The following is a 16,148-nucleotide window of genomic DNA, read 5'->3' on the forward strand; positions in this document are numbered from 1 at the left end:
ACTATTCTTACTCCTCGCTTCTTTTGTCTTTTTTTTTTTTTTGTGGTGGGTGGGGGGTGGTGGGGCGGGTCCTGCCCTTCTCCCCCCCCCCCGCCCGCGCGGGTGCTATCCCAGGGCTTCGACCTGACCCGCGACCACACCGGTGAGGATGGCGCGGGCCACGGCCAGCAACTCCGCTACCTGTGGGGAAGTGAGTTCGTAGGTGACCGACAGACCGGTCCGGTTGGCGCGCACCAGGCCCGCGCGCCGCAGCACCGAGAGTTGCTGGGAGAGGTTCGCCGCCTCCACGTCGATCTCCTCCAGCAACTCCGACACCGGATGCGCACGGATGCTGAGCAATTCGAGGACGCGGATGCGAACGGGGTGCCCCAGGGTTTTGAAGAACTCGGCCTTCATCTGGTAGAGCGGCCGCTGCATCGATGGCATTCCGGGGCCACCCCTTCCGACAGGTGAAGTCAGATCTCGAGCTCCTGCTCGATGTCTTTCAGCCGATGCCGAGCGAGGGCGAGGTTGCCGCGCGATCGATCGAGCGCGAGATAGAGAAACAAACCCCTGGACCTGCGACCACGTGTCGGCCGAATGAGATGGTACTGGCTACCGAGGGTGATCAGGATGTCTTCGATCTCTTCGCTGAGACCGAGTTGCTCGATCGTGCGCAGCTTGGCCCGCACCACCTCGGTGTTCCCGGCCGAGGCGATCTCGAGGTTCAGGTTCTTGGATCCGCCCAACGTCCCGAGCGGCATTCCACTGCCGTAGTCGACGACGGCAGCCCCGATGGCCCCGTCGAGCATCATCATGTCCTTGAGCGCAACTTCCATGTCCGCCATGGTTTTTCCTCTCTCACGCCGCCACTGTGCCGGCGTCCGGTGACGCTACACACGCCCCGCCCCCACCGCCCCCCGTTTGCTGAAGGATTCCAATAGGTATGCAATTAACAATTTCTGCAAACAGGCAGCCAACAGCCCCCACCCGGTTCCCCGCTGTATGGGGGCCCTGACACGATCCGGCACGTACCGCCTGGTGAGAGACCCCGCCGAGGCGCCGGTTACCCCTCCGCCAACCCCACGCCCCGCCAGTCCCCGACCCGGCATTGGCCGTGGGCGTCGTTGCCCGTGGCGACCACCGTCCCGTCGGCACGCAGGCCGAGGGTGTGGGTCGAGCCGGCGGCGACCGCCACGATCGCGCGCCAGGTGTCGACATCGCACTGGCCGAAGTCGTTGTCTCCCACGGCGACCACGGTGCCGTCCGTGCGCAGGCCGACGGTGTGATAGCTGCCGGCGGCCAGCTCGCGCACCTCGCGCCAGTCCCGCACCGCGCAGGCGGGGGCGCGGCCGGTAGCGACCACCGTCCCGCCGGACAGCAGGCCGACCGTGTGCAGGTAGCCCGCCGCGACGGCGGTGACCGCGCGCCACGATTCGACGTCGCACTGGCCCGCGCGGTTGTTGCCCGTCGCGACCGCTGTTCCGTCCGCACGCACACCGACCGAGTGCCAGTCGCCGCAGCTCACCGACGTGACCTCGCGCCAGGAGCCAACCTCGCACTGCCCCTCGGCATTTCGGCCGGCCGCGACCACCGTCCCGTCCGCCCGCACGCCGAGCGTGCGCCGCCAGCCCGCCGCGACGGACGCGATCGCCCGCCACTCGTCCACCGCGCACTGGCCGTCACCGTTCCATCCGGTCGCCACCACGGTGCCGTCGGCACGCAGTCCCACCGTGTGCGACTTCCCCGTATTGCGGGCGGTGTGTACGTTGCCCGCCGCCACGGCGGTGAGCTCCCGCCACCCGTCCACGGCGCACTCGCCCGCCGCGCCGTCGCCGGTCGCGAGGGCGCGCCCGTCCGTACGCAGCGCTACCGAATGCCTTCTGCCCGCGGCAAGGGGGGCCATCGACTACCCGCTTTCTGTGCTCGTCGACGACGAGACTAATCACCGCTCACCGAGCCCGGCGCCGGTGCCCGTGGCGACTCGCCGCACCATCTCGAACACCGCTTTGATTCAGCCGTCATCCAGTGGGTACTGCGCCAATATCCTGATAACGCAGCATATTTCGGAGGTTGAACGATGTCCGAGCGCAAAAGCGGTCCCCTGGAGGCGGTTTCGGGGGTTGTCGAGGGGATCAAGGGCAAGGTCAAGGAAGTCGCCGGTGCGGTGACCGGACGGGACGATCTGCGCCGTGAGGGCAGCGCCCAGCAGGACAAGGCCGAATCCCAGCGCACCGTCGCACAGAAGGAGGCCGAGGCGGAGCGTGCCCGCGCCGAAGCCTCGATCGACGAGCAGCGCCAGCGTGCGCATCAGCAGGACCGCTAGTCCGGCCACGCTCATCCATCCCGGGAGCGGGTGCCCATCACGGGCGCCCGCTCCCGGGCGCATGTGTCGTGAACAGGCACGCGACCGGGCCGCACCCGCCGTGTTGTGCGCGCGGTTCGGCACCCGATAGCCTTCCGGACCTGCGACCAGTTCGGTGTGCGCACGACGAAGAGGAGAACCGGTCGATGACAGCGGAATCGGGCGCCCACACGGAAGGGCCTCGTCCCGGTGAGTCCGTGCCGGAGCAGGATGTGCGCTCACTGTTCGGGTGGACCGCACCGGTACTGGCCTCGTTCACCGGCCCCGGACAGCACCTGGAGGAGGCCAACACCGGGTTCTTCGCGGCGTTGGGCGCTCGTCCCGGCGGCGAGTCGCCGACGCACCTGCTGCCCGGTCCGATCGGCGAACAAGCCGCCGCCGCACTCGACAGAGTCCGCCGCACCGGCGAATCCGAAACCGCCCGCGACGTCAGCGTCGCGCTGGGCGGTCCGGGCCACTCCCGCGAAGCGACCTTCGATCTCACCTACGAGCCGCGACGCGACCCGCACGGTCGGGTGATCGGTGCCCGGTTGCTAGGCGTGGAGACCACCCGAATCAAACAGGCGCAACGCCTGCTCGCCGAACAGCGCGCCCTGGTGGAACAGATCGCCCGGGACGCGCCGCTGAGCGACGTCCTCGACGGAATGGCCCGCGCCATAGAGGATCTCGCGCCCGAACCGATCCTCGTCTCGGTCCTGCTGGCGGATCCCGACGGCCTGCACCTGCGCCACGGCGCCGCGCCGAGCCTGCCCGACTTCTACAACCGCGCCATCGACGGCATCGCCACCGGGGAGGGCGTTGGTTCCTGCGGCACCGCCGCGCATCGCCGCACGCCGGTCATCGTGACCGACATCGGCGCCGACCCGTTCTGGGACGACTTCCGCGAACTCGCCGGCCGCGCGGGCGTGGCCGCGTGCTGGTCCACCCCGCTGCTGGCCCGCGACGGCGCGCTGCTGGGAACCTTCGCCATGTACCACCCGACCCCGCGCACCCCCGACGAGATCGATCTGGCCCTGGCCGCCCTGTTCGCCGACACCGCGAGCCTGGCCATCGAGCGCCACCACATCGAGACCGCGAAGGCGCTCGCCGAGAACCGGGCCGAGGCGGCCCGCGCCGCGCTCGCCGACGCCGTGCGCGCCGAACAGCAACTACGCGCCGAGGCCGAGGATCGCGCCCTGGCCGCCACCCGGCTCACGGCCCGCCTCCAGGCCGCGGCCGCCACGCAGGCCGAGACGCCCCATCCCGAGCTCTGCCAACTCGGCGGCACCGAAACCTGCCCGGCCGCAGCCGAAATCAAGGTCGCCGACTCCTGGGGCGACGCCGCGTGGGGCTGCCCCGCGCACGTCGAGGAAGCCCTGCTGAACGTCCGCTCGGTCTTCATCGCCAGCGAGGAACTCGGCGGGCTGGCCGCCTACCGCAACCGCTGATCACGGCCCGGCGCAGATTGATTCGTCCGGCCGCGAATACTTCCCGAAAATCCGGGAAATAGAGTTCGGTGACCATCAACGCAGTTCAGCGCCCCGGAGGACGTCCGTCGACCGGCTCGGCCGGATTCGGCTCGACCAACCCGCCGGAACGTCACCCGAGAAGGCGGCCGCTCGGGCGCGTCCGCCGGCCCAAGCTCGTCGTGGCCGGTTCCGCCCGGGACGCCGTCGCCGCCGAGCCGACGACCGTACGCACCACCCGGTACCAGTTCACGGTGCACGGCGACATCGCCCCGGGCGCGCTCGCCGGACTCCCCGGGGACTGGACCGCCACGAGCAGCGCCGGAACGACGGTGCTGCACGGCCCGGTCGCGAACGCGATCGAGATGCACCGCGTCCTGGCACAATTCGACGCTCTCGGCGTCGACCTGCTCAATCTGCACCGGCTCGAGACCGGTCTGTGAGAGGGGTTCCCGCGCGCCGGCCACACGGCTCGCGCTACCCCGTGTACCGGCGCACCACCATCGCCGAGCGCAACCGCCACAGCCCCGACGCCGTGGCGGGATCGCAGCCGGTCATCCGATGCACGCGTTTGAGGCGATAGTCGAGGGTGTTCGGGTGCACGTGCAGCTCGCCCGCGGTGCGGCGGCGGTTGAAATCGTTGTCCACGTAGGCCGCCAGGGTCTGCAGCAGATCCGGGTGACCCTCCAGGGGATCGAGCAGCGCGTGCAGGGCGTCCCGGGCCGGGCCGGGGCGGGTGAGCTGAAAGTACAGGCCCAGCTCGCTGATCCGGTACAGCCCCGGCGTGATGCGCAGCGACATAGCGGTTTCGAGCAGCTCGTGCGCCTGCCGGCCCGCGGCGGGCAGGCCCGCGGGCTCGGCGACGACCACCACCGCGGTCAGCGGGTTCGGCGACAGCAGCGCCAATTCCCCGACCAGGGCGTCGAGTTCGCCGTCCGCGAGAAGCTCGTGCGGAATCAGCAGGGTGCCGCCGTTCGCGCCGAGGATGGACAGCGCGCTCTCACCGCAGCGGGCGGTGAGCGCGGCCGCGAGGCTGTCGGCGAGGTTCGGCGCGGCGCGATCGACCGGCTGCGGCAGCCCGACCGCGATCAGATGGTAGCGGTCGCTGATGGCGATGCCGCAGTGCCGGGCGAGCGGACCGGCGAGTTCGCCGCGCAGCAGCGCGACCGCGACGTTGCGGACGGCGGCGTGGTGCGAGTCCACGGGCGGCGGCAGCTGACGGGTATAGGCGCGGGTGAGGCGTACGTGCACCGCCTCGAGCAGGTCGAGATGCCGCCGCGCGGCGATCATCGCCGCGTCGGCATCGGTCAGCGGCGCAACGGTATACGCGCGATCGGAGCCCGCGCGATAGCCCTGGTGCACGGCCTGCTGCAGGCGGTCCAGGCCGAGCCCGAGCTGGGCCCACTGCCGGGCGCACCGCTCGAGCTCGCCGATGCGGGCGCCGACGTCGTCGCCGCGGTGACCCAGCAGGGCCACGTCCATGCTCGCGCGCCGGATGTCGGCCGCCAGATCGGCGGGGTCGCCGGCTGCGAGGGCATCCCCGGATTCGAGTTCGAGACTCGAGGTCTGTACGAAACTGGTCATCTGCCTGGTCTGCCCTTCCCCGCCGAGCGTCGGAACCTGTCGTGACCGGCGGTCGCCGAACCCTAGCGTTTCGGTGCACGCTTGTACACCAACAACATTCGAAATAGCCGTTGTCCAGCTATCGAGTTATGATCTAGCTGCAAAAAGAAGCGCAACACTGTGCACCAATTTCATGCTACCGTCCGTAACAGTAACTACCTGTTCGTGATGGAGGTCTGCCGTGCCCGCTGGCGTGCACAATCTCACCCCGCTTGCTCAGAGCGGCGCCGAAGGCGGTGGCGCCGCACTGGATCAGGTCGCGCTGATGTCCGGCTCGGCCGGAGTGATCGGGCTGATCCTGCTGTGGATCGGCTACCTGCACCGATCCCGCAAGATCACCTGGTTGCAGCGCCTGGCCGACGGCCTGGGACGACTGTTCAACCGGCCCGGCTGGGTCGCCCTGCCGATCGCCCTGTTCCTGGCCACGATTCTCACCGCCCTGCTCGGCTTCATCTGGGACGTCAGCCTGCACATCGGCAACGGCCGCGACGAAGGCCCGCTGGCCAACCCGGCGCACTATTTCATCCTCGTCGGCCTGTTCTTCCTGTTCACCGCCGGAATGACGGCCATCGTGCTGCCGCTGGACGTCAAGCCCGGTGCGGCGGCGGTCCGCATCACCCGGACCTGGTACGCGCCGGTCGGCGGCATCCTCATCGCGGGCGCCGGACTGTACGCGCTGATCGGGTTCCCGCTCGACGACATCTGGCACCGCATGTTCGGCCAGGACGTAACCCTCTGGGGCCCAACCCATCTGATGCTCATCGGCGGCGCGGGCCTGTCCCTGGTCGGTGTTCTGCTGCTGGAGTACGAGGGCCGCCGCAACCGCCCGGATACCACCCGCCCCGAGGGCGGCTGGCTGGTGCGCTCGTTCGCGTTCGGCGGACTGCTGATCGGCCTGTCGGTCTTCAGCGTGGAATTCGATTTCGGCGTCGAGCAGTTCCGGCTGGTCCTGCAGCCCATGCTCATCGTCGCGGCGGCCGCCATCGCCCTGGTCGCGGCGCGACTCACCCTCGGCCCGTTCAGCACCCTGGTCGTGGTGGCCTTCGCGGTCGCGGTGCGCGGGATCGTCGCGTGGCTGGTGGGCGGTCCCATCATCGACGCCCCGCGCAACGTGTTCCCGCTCTACCTGGGCGCGGCCGTGGTCGTGGAACTCTGCGCACTGATCCCGCTGACGCGGACGCGGCCCGTGTGGTGGGGCGCGCTGGCCGGTTTCGGCATCGCGACCGCGGGCCTGCTGCTCGAATCCCTGTGGATCCGTGCGATGTTCGTCGATCCCTGGCCCGCGTCGATGTGGCCGGAACTGCTGGCGATGGCCGTCCCGGTCGGTGTCGCCGGTGGCGTGGTCGGCGCCCTGCTGGCGCTGGTCCTGCGGGGCGAGCCGCTGCCGCGACCCGCGATCCGGCGGAGTCTGGTCGTCGGTGCGGTGGTGATCGCGGCGGCCGCCACGACCAACGGCCTGATCACCGACCTTCCGGAAAACGCCTCCGCCACCGTCACTTTGACCGACGCGGACCCCGACGGCGGCCGGATGGTCACCGCCGATATCCGCCTCGAACCCGCCGATCTGGTGGGTGAGGATCCCGAGTGGATCCAGATCCTGGCCTGGCAGGGCGGGGTCGGAAGCGACAGCCCGGGACGCGGTCTCGTGGTCGATCAGCTCGAGCGCGTGGACGCCGGCCACTATCGCTCGACCCGCCCGGTCCCGGTGCACGGCACGTGGAAGACGGTGCTGCGCATCCAGGATGGGCGCACGCAGACCGCGCTGCCGGTCTACATGGCCGCCGATCCCGGCATCGGGGCCGAGGAGGTGCCCGCGCTCGCGTCGTTCCGCCGCGACTTCGTCGCCGAGATCACCGTCCTGCAGCGGGAGCGCTCGTTCGACCATCCGGCCTGGTTGTTCACCGCCGCCGGACTGGTGGTGCTGCTGTGCAGCCTGGCGCTGATCGCCGCGCTGTCCTGGGGCGCCGCGCGGATCAACGACCGCTACCTGGCGGCCGATCGCGCCGCGGTGCCCACGCCGTGACGGGTTCCGGCGATGTCGCGATCCTCGCGGATCATTCGATCCTGCTGGCGATCCCGGCCTTCGCACCGGCGCTGCTCATCGTCGCGGTCATCGTGTTCATCGCGGTGCGCGACCGGCGCGGCGGCCCCGACGACGAGACCCATCCCACCGAGCCCGACGAGGAGAACTGACGTGCGTGCGCCCCGAGCCGGATTCGCGCTGCTGGCGCTGAGCTGCCTGATCACGATGGGCTGCGCGGCCCGCGAGAGCGACACCGGCGGAACGCCGTCGAGCAGCGCGTCGGCGAGTACGGAGGCCACGGCCGCCGCGCCGGCGGCGGTCGTGATCACCGTGCGGATAGCGAACGGATCCGTCGAACCGGTCGGCGCCGTCCTGGACGCGAAGACCGGCAGTCCGATCGAGGTCGTCGTCGACAGCGATGCCCGCGATGAACTGCACGTGCACGGCACCCCCGAGCACAGTTTCGCGATCGTCCCCGGCGCCGGGCAGCGGTTCCGCTTCACCATCGACGTCCCGGGCCGGGTCGAGCTGGAACTGCACGAGGCCGCGCACACCGTGGCCACGCTGCTCGTGCGCTGATGGCGGTCCTCGCGCACGGTATCGGCGGGTCCGCGGACCTGCCGATACCGCTGTCCTACGCGCTCGTCGGCGCGGCCTGGGCGTTGACGTTCTCGTTCGCGATCCTGGTCTTCGCCTGGAAGACGCCCCGGCTCGATCCGCACTCGCCGGGCATCGCCCTGCCCGCCGGGGTCCGGGCGGTGCTGGACTCGCCCCGGTTGCGCGCGGTCCTCGCGGCGTTGAGCCTGACGGGAACGGTACTCGTCACGGCCACAGCGCTTCTCGGCTCCCGCGATCCCGCGCACAACCCCGTGCCCGGGGTGCTCTACATCTTCCTGTGGGTCGGGGTGATGGCGGCGTCGCTGCTGCTCGGCCCGGTCTGGAAGCTCCTGTCACCCGCCCGCGCGATCCACCGGCTCGTGCGCCGATCCCGCGGCGACTCCGGGCCTTTCGTCTACCGCGACGCCTGGGGCTACTGGCCCGCGGCGGCGGGGCTGTTCTCGTTCGTCTCGCTCGAACTGGCCTACCCGGATCCGGGAGCCGTTGCCGCGGTGACCGTTTGGTTCCTCGGCTACCTGATCACGACCACGGCCGGACTGTTCCTGTTCGGCACGGTCTGGGCCGAACGCGCCGACCCGATCGAGGTGTACAGCTCCCTGCTCGGGCGGCTCAGCCCGCTGGGCCGGCGCGACACCGGCGAATTGGTGCTGCGCTCGCCGCTGGCGAATCTGGCGGGCACCCCCGCCCGCGCCGGATCGGTCGCGGTGGCGGCGACCCTGCTGGGCTCCACCGCGTTCGACAGCTTCTCGATGTTCCCCTCCTGGCGATCACTGGTCGTGAAAGCCGAAGACCACGACCAACTCTGGGCGACCGGCCTGGCCACCCTGGGCCTGCTGGGCTTCATTGTCGTTGTCGGCCTGGCCTTCTGGCTGGCGGCGCGCGCCACCGGCGGCCTCTCCCCCGCCGCCCGGGCACAGCTGCCCACCCAGCTGGCGCACAGCATCACCCCGATCATCGCGGGCTACCTGATCGCCCACTACCTCACCTTCCTGGTGGAGAAGGGCCAGACCACGATCATCCTGTTCGCCGACCCCCTCGACCGCGGCTGGAACCTGGCCGGTCTCGCCGATCGCGAGACCGCCTACTTCCTCTCGACCAACCCGGCCCTGCTCGGAACCATCAAGGTCCTGGCCGTGCTCACCGGTCACATCCTCGGCGTCACCGCCGCGCACGACCGCTGCCTGCGGCTGCTGCCGCCCGCACACCGCCTCACCGGTCAGCTCGCGCTGATGCTGACCATGGTCGGTTTCACCTTCGCCGGGCTGTACCTGCTGTTCGAGGCGTGAGCGTCCGTTACCTGCCGGGTAATCGACACCGTTCCCCGGCGCGGGCAAGGTGGTCCGCATGAACACGATCGAATCCGGCACCACCCGCGCCGTCGTCGAGGAGCTGCTGCGGCGCATCGGCGCGGGCGATCCCGAGGGCATCGCCGCGCTCTACGCACCCCGCACCGACTGGAAGCTGGACTGGCCCGAGGCCGAACACGGCCGCGCCGCGACCCCGTGGATCCGGCAGCGCACCACCGGCGCCGACGCCGCCGAGCACTTCCGCGCGATCGCCGACCACCACCTGCCCGAGGGCGCGGGCACCGTCATCGAACGCGTCCTCGTCGACGGCCCCGACGCGGTGATCACCGGCGAGATCCGCCAGACCGCGCGCACCACCGGCCGCTCCTACCGCTCCCGCTTCGCCCTGCACGTCACCGTCGAGGACGGATTGATCACCCGCCATCACGTGTACGAGGACAGCCTGTCGGTCGCGCAGGCCTTCGACGACTCCGCCGTGTAGCGGGGACGCGAGAATTCACGTCCCCGGCGCACGCGCGAAAGACGGTCACAGTCCCAGTAATCCGAGCACCGAACCGGTGATGATGCCCGAGGTCAGGGCGGTCAGGGCGGCGGGATCGGTGATGGTAGCGGGGACCGAGGCGATGTCGCAGCCGGTCGGCGTTCCGTTCGCGGCGGCCCGCTGCTCGAGCCACGCCAGCGCGCCGGGCGCGCCCAGCGCCCATTCGAGGGTGTGACCCGAGAGCGGCAGGGGCAGTTGCTCACGCCGGTAGGTCACCGGCACACCGCTGTCGCAGTACCCGGCCACGAGGGCGTCGGCGCCGCCGATGGTACTGATCTCGTCCGCGACGGAGTTGTAGACGTACACCGGTGCGGCGGGCGCGGTCCGGCCGAGTTCGGCCTCCGCCACCGCCGCCGAGATCACCGGATCCGCCAGCACCTCCTCCAGCGATACCGTCAGGTGCCTGCCCGCTTCGAAACCTATGTTGGACAGCAGGTTCTGGGGCGTGCAGGCGCCCATGGCGTCGTCGATCCGCTGCCGCCCCGCCGGGGTCAGGTACCGGTCGAGGGCCGCCGCCAGCTCGGGGGAATTCTGCCGCATGCCCATCAGCGCGATGGGGATCAGCGCCCCGCCGACGGGAGTGCCGTCGGCGGAACGGATTCCGGCTTCGAAGTCACCGACGGGCGCGCCGAGCGCGGCGGCCGTGATGTCGAGTTCGGGTGCGTACCCGGGTTGTTCCTGGGCGGCCCACCCGGTCGCGATGCCGCCGCCGGAATAGCCCCACATCAGCACTTTCGAGTCGATCGGCGCGGCGGCCGGGGCGAAGTTCCGAATCGCGCGGATGCCGTCGAGAATGGCGTAGCCGGGCTCCTTCGGGGCCAGGAAGTGATTGTCGACGCCGCCGTAGTCCGGGACCGACACCGTCCAGCCCCGTGCCAGCGCCGCTGCCACCAGCGGGCTTTCGTTGGCCATGGTGGTCAGCTCGATCGGGTGCGCGCCACCGAGATTCAGCCACGGTACCTGCCCCTGCTGCAGCGCCTGCGACGGCATGCACTGCGGCGCAATGGCATCGGTCATGTTCTGGAACGAGAGAATGGTCCCGTCGCCGTTCCGCGGCTTCAGAACGGTGGTGACGGCGCTGTACGGCGCGCCGCCTGCATCGGTGGTGCGGTACAGCACCTGCCACGCCTCGACGGCCATGGGCAACGCCTGGAAGAAGCTCGCGGCGATGGGCCGCGAGCGCAGTACCGTGCCCGGCGCGGTCTCGGAGTAGCCGTCCGGCGGCGCGTAGAACGCGTCCGCCGTGTTGGGCGTGGCCGACCCGGACGGCGCGGTCGCCACCCCCGCCGCGCACACCACGGCCAGCGCCAGCACCCCGCGAACCGCACGCCCCCTGATGAATTCGAACCGTGCCGCGGACGCGCGTCCCCCGCCGGATTTCCCCATGCCGGACTCCCTTCCTGCCGCCGAAACGGTAACAGGTTTCAGAAATCCGGCGTGTGAGATCGGCGAGGTTTCGACCCGTCCGAGACGCGTCCGTCCATCGACAGTATACCGATCGGTGTACTAGCCTCGGGGATCGCACCGTGGGAATCACCGAGTGGAGGTAGCGTGCGGCGAATCGGTTGCATGATCCAGGCAGGATCGCTCGACGGGCGTCATCGCGCGGTCGAACGAGCGCTGACGCGGGCGTATCGAGACGTTCTCGGCGACGGCCGGGTGACGGTGGTGTGGACGGAGATCCCGCGCGGGCAGTCGTTCACCGACTTCCGCCCCTCGTCCATGTCGTGGGTGATGGCCGAGGTGGACGACGACCTGGACGCGACCGTGCGCGCGGATGCCCTGCACGCGATGAGCGAGGCCTGGACCGGCGCCACGGGCGCCACGTCGAACGAACTCATGGTCGCCCTCTGCGACACCGCGTGGTTCGACCGCTACCTCGACCTCAACCGGTCCCGGATCGACCCCCTCGCACAACCGAAGTTCTTGGCGCGCACGGGATTGCGGCTGATCGCCGCGAAGCTGCGGACCGGCCGGCTGGCGATGCCCGCGAACCACGGGGGTGCGTGAGATGCCGGTCTACAACGTCGCCTGCCGCACCCGCCTCGCACCCGAACTCGATGCCGAGGTGGCCGCGACGATCACCCGCACCCACTGCGAACTGACCGGCGCCCCACCGGAATTCGTCAGCGCGGTCCTGCTCTACGGCTACCCGCTGCGCCGCGGCGTGGAGTTGTCGGTGATCGCGGCGGTGCGCGGCGGCGGCAATCGCGATGCCGCCCTGCTCGATACGCTGCGCGACACCCTGCGGACCCGCATCGCCGACACCTGCGCCATCGCGATGTCCGCGGTCCGGGTCGAATTGATCGCCACGCCCGCGAGCTGGGTGATGGAAGGGGGCCGGATCCTCCCGGAGCCGGGCGAGGAGCAGGGGTGGCTCGCGCACTAGCCGGCGACCGGATCACTCGCCGCCGCCGCACCGAGGGCGGCGAACCGACCGGGCGGGGCGCGCCCGGCGGCGGGTGCGGACACGGGCACCGTACGCTGGACCTATGGGTCGCTTGCTCGCTTTCCTGCTCATCGCCGCCGTGCTGGCCGTGGTCGTGTGGTGGATCTCCCGGGAGTGGTCGTCGGGCGACGTCGAGCGGCTGGCCCGGGCGAAATCGGAGGTGCGCGGCTACCTCGACCGCACGGGTAGCGAACTGCTGCTGATCGACCCGGACAACGACGCCGCGCTCGCCGCGGTCACCGAAGCGGTCGACCACATGAACACCGCCCGCTCCCAACTGGCGTCCGCCACGAACCTGGGCCAGGTCCGCCTCGCCCGCGAGTCCGCCCGCGCCGGGCTGTACTTCATCCGCAAGGCGCGCGAGGCCATGGGACTGGACCCCGGACCGCCGATTCCGAAGTAGTCCGCCCGTCTCACAACGCGATTCGCGACAGTGTCTGCCACCGGTAGCGGCCCGGCACGCGCTCGAGCAGAACCAGTGACACGGCCTCGACCGGCGCGTCCACCGGCTCCAGCGTCGCGTTGAGCCCGCGCACCGCGGCCACCGCCGCGTCCGCGCGCACGCCCTCGGTGTTGGCGTAGGCGATGCTGATGTGCGGGCGCAGCGCACCCTCCCGGACCGGTGCGTCCGGGTGGACGGCCAGCGTCGCGGCGCGAACGGCCGCGCGCAGCTCGTGCACCCGCGGGTCCGGGCGTACGTCGAGGCTGATCGCGCCCTGGGAGCCGCCGACCTCCTCGATCACGAGCCGGAACGGGTTGATGTCGCGGCAGGTCTCGCGCGCGGCGGCCGCTATCGCTTCGATGCGCGCCGGATCGAGATCGCCCTCGTACGCGATCCGGTCCAGGGTCAGGTGCAGCCCGCCGGGCGCCGCCGGATCGTAGTAGGGGAACTCGATCGACCGCAGACAATGCGCGGCCAGCGCGGCCACCCCCGGTGCGTTCTCGAAGGTCAGGAACCAGTAGTAGCCCCGCCGCGACTCGGCCGAGCGCGCCCTGTGATCGCGCAGCGAGCGCACCCGATCGAAGTGACCGCCCATCGCCGAACCCACCGCCTCCGCGTTCCGATACCGCAGCGCCGCAACCGTTTCACCGCCCGCGCGCCCGCTCCCCCGCACGCTACCCCGGCGACTCGCGACCTCCCGCAGGAACCCTGCGACCGGACACCGCCGACGAATCGCCGATTTCCGCGTGCGGTACACTCGCGAAACTTGAGGTTTCTCCTCCGTTTTCGGCCGGCCGTCGATCGCCGAGTCCCACTGTGCGACAGATCGAACGCGTGGCCGGGAGGAGCTGTTCGTAGGCGTGGCGGGCCGCGAAAGAGCTGGACAGGGGCCCGGAGCTCGGCACATCCGGAACCACCTAGGAGAACCTTTCGTGTCCGTATACCTGTACCGGTGGGGCAAATTCGCGTTCAGACGCAAGTGGATCGTCCTGCCGGTGTGGCTCCTGCTGCTGGTGACGCTCGGCGTCGGCGGCAGCGCGCTGAGCCAGCCGATGAGCGACGAGTTCAGCATGCCGTCGCTGCCCTCCGAACGCGCCACCGACATCCTGGACAAGCAATTCCCCGGCATGTCAGCACAGTTCGGCATCGACGCGGTCGGCGGGACCTATGTCATCGAGGCGCCCGCGGGCACGAAGCTGACCGACAAGGCCAATCGCGCGGCGATCGACACGCTGATCACCGACCTGAAAGCCCTCACCGCCGGTGACGACGGGCGCCGGCTCGTCGCCGAGAAAGACGCGGCGGCACTGCGCAACCCGATCGCGGCGACCGAGGCGATGGGCTGTCTGGGCGCCGCCGACCCCGCGGTGTGCGCCGGTGCGCCACTGAACGTGCTGAACAAGCGGGCGCCCGCCACCGTCGCGGTGCTCTCGGTGCCGTTCGACATCGACTCCGCCGCGGACATCACCGACGCGCAGCGCACGGCCACCTACGAGGTGGCCGCCCCGTCCCGCGCGCAGGGGCTGACCGTCGAGATCGGCGGGGCGATCCAGCAGAAACAGGAGCAGCCCAGCGGTCAGGCCGAAATGATCGGCATGGGAGTGGCATTGGTGGTGATGGTGATCGCCTTCGGAGCCATCGTCGCCGCCTTCGTGCCGATCATCACCGCCATCGTCGGCCTCGGCGCCGCCATGCTGGTGATCGCGCTGAGCACCTCGGTCATCGAGATTCCCAGCTTCACAACGTTTCTGGCGTCGATGATCGGCATCGCGCTGTCGATCGACTACGCGCTGTTCATCGTCTCCCGCTACAAACACGAACTGCGCGTCGCGGAGAATTCCGAAGAGGCGGCGGGCATCTCGGTGGGCACGGCCGGATCCGCGGTCGTCTTCGCGGGGCTCACCGTCATCGTCGCCCTGGGCGCGCTGAGCATCGTCGGGGTGAACTTCCTGACCTTCATGGGCCTCGGCGGCGCGGTCGCGGCGTTCTTCGCGGTGCTCACCGCCGTCACGCTGATGCCCGCGCTGCTGGGCGCTTTCGGCCGGTTCCTGTTCACCCCGAAGCTGCCGATGCTCGCGCGGCACGATACCGAGGACGACGCCTCGGTCACCGTGGGCACCCGGGTCGCGCGCCTGATCGGCGCGAAGCCGTGGCTCGCCCTCACGGTGGCCGTGGCGGCCCTGGGCGCGCTGGCCGCTCCGGCGCTGGGATTGCAGCTGGGCCTGCCGGGCGAGAACAGCTTCCCGACCGAGTCCACGATCCGCAAGGCCTACGACATCCGGACCGACGGCTTCGGTGAGGGCAGCAACGGCGTGCTGACCGTCGTCGCCGATCTGGAGCAGGTGCCGGCGGGCAGGCGCGATGCCGCCGTGGCCGCCCTGCGCGATCGGCTCGCCGGACTCGAGGAGATGGACTACGTCACCGCACCGCAGGTCAGCGCCAACGGCCTGGGCGTAATGCTCAGTGGCGTACCGAAATCGGGGCCGAACAACCAGGCGACCAAGGACCTGGTGCGCACCGCCCGCGAGGCCGAGGACGAACTGACCGAGCGCTACGGGATCGAGTACGGCATCACCGGCACCACCGCCATCTACGCCGACATGGACCACGTGCTGCTCGGCAAGATCGTGCCCTACCTGGCGATCGTGGCGGGTGCGGCGTTCGTGCTGCTGATCCTGGTGTTCCGGTCGATCCTGGTGCCGCTCACCGCGGCGCTGGGGTTCCTGCTGTCCATGGCGGCCACGTTCGGCGCGACGGTCCTGATCTTCCAGGAGGGCACCTTCGGCCTGATCTCCGATCCGCAGCCGATCATCAGCTTCCTGCCGATCATGTTGATCGGGTTGGTCTTCGGGCTGGCGATGGACTACCAGGTGTTCCTGGTGACCCGCATGCGCGAGGAGTACGTGCACGGCAGATCGCCGAAGGACGCCATGATCGCGGGCTACCACCACGGGGCCCGGGTGGTCACCTCCGCGGCGATCATCATGATCTCGGTGTTCGGATCGTTCCTGCTGGAATCGGATGTCACCGCCAAGTCGATGGGCTTCGCCCTGGCGTGCGGCGTGGCCATCGACGCCTTCGTCGTGCGCATGGTCGTGGTCCCGGCGCTGCTGGTGATCATGGGCCACCGGTCCTGGTGGATTCCGCAGTGGCTGAACCGGATCCTGCCGGACATCGACGTCGAGGGCGCGCGGTTGCAGGAGTGGCGCCGCAGGCGGTTCCGGCCCGTGCGCCCGGCGGTCCCGCGCACCGCGGCGGCCGAATTCCCCGTGACCGGTGCGCCGACCGGGAAATCCGCACCGGCGCAACCGGTTCGCATCCTGCCCGAATCCGCGCACGCGGTGCAGGCCATTCTC

General features: G+C 70.3%; 17 protein-coding genes and 1 pseudogene. 12 read left to right on the top strand and 6 right to left on the bottom strand.

The features are described from left to right. Positions 1–105: 105 nt before the first annotated feature. The 3 genes from ACWDOP_RS24365 to ACWDOP_RS24375 form a co-directional block, all read right to left on the bottom strand. Entirely contained in the window at positions 106–426 is a 321-nt protein-coding gene (locus ACWDOP_RS24365; protein ID WP_454208968.1) for an ArsR/SmtB family transcription factor, read from the bottom strand. Positions 427–455: 29 nt separating this feature from the next. Beyond that, the gene (locus ACWDOP_RS24370; protein ID WP_454208969.1) at positions 456–827 is read right to left on the bottom strand and encodes a hypothetical protein; all 372 of its coding nucleotides are present in this window, start codon (positions 825–827) and stop codon (positions 456–458) included. Between the two features lie 218 nt (positions 828–1,045). Then, entirely contained in the window at positions 1,046–1,885 is an 840-nt protein-coding gene (locus ACWDOP_RS24375) for an RCC1 domain-containing protein (protein WP_456346898.1), read from the bottom strand. Between the two features lie 174 nt (positions 1,886–2,059). Here ACWDOP_RS24375 and mbp1 point away from each other — a divergent pair, with 174 nt between their 5' ends. The 3 genes from mbp1 to ACWDOP_RS24390 all read left to right on the top strand — a co-directional run bounded on the left by mbp1 (position 2,060) and on the right by ACWDOP_RS24390 (position 4,232). Beyond that, positions 2,060–2,305: a microaggregate-binding protein 1 gene (gene mbp1 / locus ACWDOP_RS24380; protein WP_456346899.1), complete on the top strand. Its 246-nt coding sequence runs from the start codon at positions 2,060–2,062 to the stop codon at positions 2,303–2,305. Between the two features lie 185 nt (positions 2,306–2,490). Next, positions 2,491–3,771, top strand: coding sequence for a GAF domain-containing protein (locus ACWDOP_RS24385; protein ID WP_456346900.1), 1,281 nt, complete (start codon positions 2,491–2,493; stop codon positions 3,769–3,771). 68 nt (positions 3,772–3,839) lie between these two features. After that, on the top strand, positions 3,840–4,232 hold the full coding sequence (locus ACWDOP_RS24390) for a hypothetical protein (protein WP_456346901.1): 393 nt from the start codon (positions 3,840–3,842) through the stop codon (positions 4,230–4,232). A 34-nt stretch (positions 4,233–4,266) separates the two neighbouring features. On the opposite strand, the gene ACWDOP_RS24395 is transcribed toward ACWDOP_RS24390, so the two are convergent. Beyond that, positions 4,267–5,373: a PucR family transcriptional regulator gene (locus ACWDOP_RS24395; RefSeq protein WP_456346902.1), complete on the bottom strand. Its 1,107-nt coding sequence runs from the start codon at positions 5,371–5,373 to the stop codon at positions 4,267–4,269. A gap of 304 nt (positions 5,374–5,677) precedes the next feature. On the opposite strand from ACWDOP_RS24395, the gene ACWDOP_RS24400 reads away from it, so the two are divergent. Genes ACWDOP_RS24400 through ACWDOP_RS24420 form a run of 5 tightly spaced genes read left to right on the top strand, consistent with a single transcriptional unit; the run spans position 5,678 to position 9,841 of the window. After that, positions 5,678–7,435 (top strand): hypothetical protein, encoded by a 1,758-nt coding sequence (locus ACWDOP_RS24400; RefSeq protein ID WP_456346994.1) that lies wholly within the window; start codon positions 5,678–5,680, stop codon positions 7,433–7,435. Then, positions 7,432–7,605 (top strand): hypothetical protein, encoded by a 174-nt coding sequence (locus tag ACWDOP_RS24405; RefSeq protein ID WP_456346903.1) that lies wholly within the window; start codon positions 7,432–7,434, stop codon positions 7,603–7,605. Before ACWDOP_RS24400 ends, ACWDOP_RS24405 begins: the two co-directional genes overlap by 4 nt. A 1-nt stretch (position 7,606) precedes the next feature. Further along, a complete protein-coding gene (locus ACWDOP_RS24410; protein WP_456346904.1) occupies positions 7,607–8,014 on the top strand; it encodes a hypothetical protein in 408 nt (135 codons plus the stop codon). Continuing rightward, the gene (locus ACWDOP_RS24415; protein ID WP_456346905.1) at positions 8,014–9,339 is read left to right on the top strand and encodes a hypothetical protein; all 1,326 of its coding nucleotides are present in this window, start codon (positions 8,014–8,016) and stop codon (positions 9,337–9,339) included. Before ACWDOP_RS24410 ends, ACWDOP_RS24415 begins: the two co-directional genes overlap by 1 nt. 58 nt (positions 9,340–9,397) lie before the next feature. Beyond that, positions 9,398–9,841 carry a nuclear transport factor 2 family protein gene (locus ACWDOP_RS24420; protein WP_456346906.1) on the top strand — a complete coding sequence of 148 codons (444 nt, stop codon included), beginning with the start codon at positions 9,398–9,400 and terminating at the stop codon, positions 9,839–9,841. Between the two features lie 45 nt (positions 9,842–9,886). Here the strand turns inward: ACWDOP_RS24420 and ACWDOP_RS24425 are convergent, their stop codons facing one another. Continuing rightward, a complete protein-coding gene (locus tag ACWDOP_RS24425; protein ID WP_456346907.1) occupies positions 9,887–11,287 on the bottom strand; it encodes a lipase family protein in 1,401 nt (466 codons plus the stop codon). Between the two features lie 183 nt (positions 11,288–11,470). On the opposite strand from ACWDOP_RS24425, the gene ACWDOP_RS24430 reads away from it, so the two are divergent. The 3 genes from ACWDOP_RS24430 to ACWDOP_RS24440 all read left to right on the top strand — a co-directional run bounded on the left by ACWDOP_RS24430 (position 11,471) and on the right by ACWDOP_RS24440 (position 12,753). Further along, positions 11,471–11,911, top strand: coding sequence for a hypothetical protein (locus ACWDOP_RS24430; RefSeq protein ID WP_456346908.1), 441 nt, complete (start codon positions 11,471–11,473; stop codon positions 11,909–11,911). A 1-nt stretch (position 11,912) separates the two neighbouring features. Beyond that, the gene (locus ACWDOP_RS24435) at positions 11,913–12,290 is read left to right on the top strand and encodes a 4-oxalocrotonate tautomerase (RefSeq protein WP_456346909.1); all 378 of its coding nucleotides are present in this window, start codon (positions 11,913–11,915) and stop codon (positions 12,288–12,290) included. Positions 12,291–12,393: 103 nt separating this feature from the next. Then, positions 12,394–12,753: a hypothetical protein gene (locus tag ACWDOP_RS24440; protein ID WP_456346910.1), complete on the top strand. Its 360-nt coding sequence runs from the start codon at positions 12,394–12,396 to the stop codon at positions 12,751–12,753. A 10-nt stretch (positions 12,754–12,763) separates the two neighbouring features. Here ACWDOP_RS24440 and ACWDOP_RS24445 read toward each other — a convergent pair whose 3' ends face one another. Continuing rightward, on the bottom strand, positions 12,764–13,387 hold the full coding sequence (locus ACWDOP_RS24445) for a 2'-5' RNA ligase family protein (protein WP_456346911.1): 624 nt from the start codon (positions 13,385–13,387) through the stop codon (positions 12,764–12,766). Positions 13,388–13,724: 337 nt separating this feature from the next. Here ACWDOP_RS24445 and ACWDOP_RS24450 point away from each other — a divergent pair. Further along, positions 13,725–16,022, top strand: a pseudogene (locus tag ACWDOP_RS24450) (MMPL family transporter); the annotation flags it as partial. Positions 16,023–16,148 lie beyond the last annotated feature (126 nt).

The sequence above is a fragment of the Nocardia sp. NPDC003693 genome (assembly GCF_053981095.1).

Excerpts from the sequence above, each read along its gene's own strand:
- ACWDOP_RS24365 (WP_454208968.1), bottom strand. The coding sequence starts at position 426 with ATGCCATCGATGCAGCGGCCGCTCTACCAGATGAAGGCCGAGTTCTTC.
- ACWDOP_RS24420 (WP_456346906.1), top strand. The coding sequence starts at position 9,398 with ATGAACACGATCGAATCCGGCACCACCCGCGCCGTCGTCGAGGAGCTG.
- ACWDOP_RS24385 (WP_456346900.1), top strand. The coding sequence starts at position 2,491 with ATGACAGCGGAATCGGGCGCCCACACGGAAGGGCCTCGTCCCGGTGAG.
- ACWDOP_RS24425 (WP_456346907.1), bottom strand. The coding sequence starts at position 11,287 with ATGGGGAAATCCGGCGGGGGACGCGCGTCCGCGGCACGGTTCGAATTC.
- ACWDOP_RS24440 (WP_456346910.1), top strand. The coding sequence starts at position 12,394 with ATGGGTCGCTTGCTCGCTTTCCTGCTCATCGCCGCCGTGCTGGCCGTG.
- ACWDOP_RS24370 (WP_454208969.1), bottom strand. The coding sequence starts at position 827 with ATGGCGGACATGGAAGTTGCGCTCAAGGACATGATGATGCTCGACGGG.
- ACWDOP_RS24445 (WP_456346911.1), bottom strand. The coding sequence starts at position 13,387 with ATGGGCGGTCACTTCGATCGGGTGCGCTCGCTGCGCGATCACAGGGCG.
- ACWDOP_RS24375 (WP_456346898.1), bottom strand. The coding sequence starts at position 1,885 with ATGGCCCCCCTTGCCGCGGGCAGAAGGCATTCGGTAGCGCTGCGTACG.
- ACWDOP_RS24400 (WP_456346994.1), top strand. The coding sequence starts at position 5,678 with ATGTCCGGCTCGGCCGGAGTGATCGGGCTGATCCTGCTGTGGATCGGC.
- ACWDOP_RS24435 (WP_456346909.1), top strand. The coding sequence starts at position 11,913 with ATGCCGGTCTACAACGTCGCCTGCCGCACCCGCCTCGCACCCGAACTC.
- ACWDOP_RS24415 (WP_456346905.1), top strand. The coding sequence starts at position 8,014 with ATGGCGGTCCTCGCGCACGGTATCGGCGGGTCCGCGGACCTGCCGATA.
- ACWDOP_RS24430 (WP_456346908.1), top strand. The coding sequence starts at position 11,471 with ATGATCCAGGCAGGATCGCTCGACGGGCGTCATCGCGCGGTCGAACGA.
- mbp1 (WP_456346899.1), top strand. The coding sequence starts at position 2,060 with ATGTCCGAGCGCAAAAGCGGTCCCCTGGAGGCGGTTTCGGGGGTTGTC.
- ACWDOP_RS24395 (WP_456346902.1), bottom strand. The coding sequence starts at position 5,373 with ATGACCAGTTTCGTACAGACCTCGAGTCTCGAACTCGAATCCGGGGAT.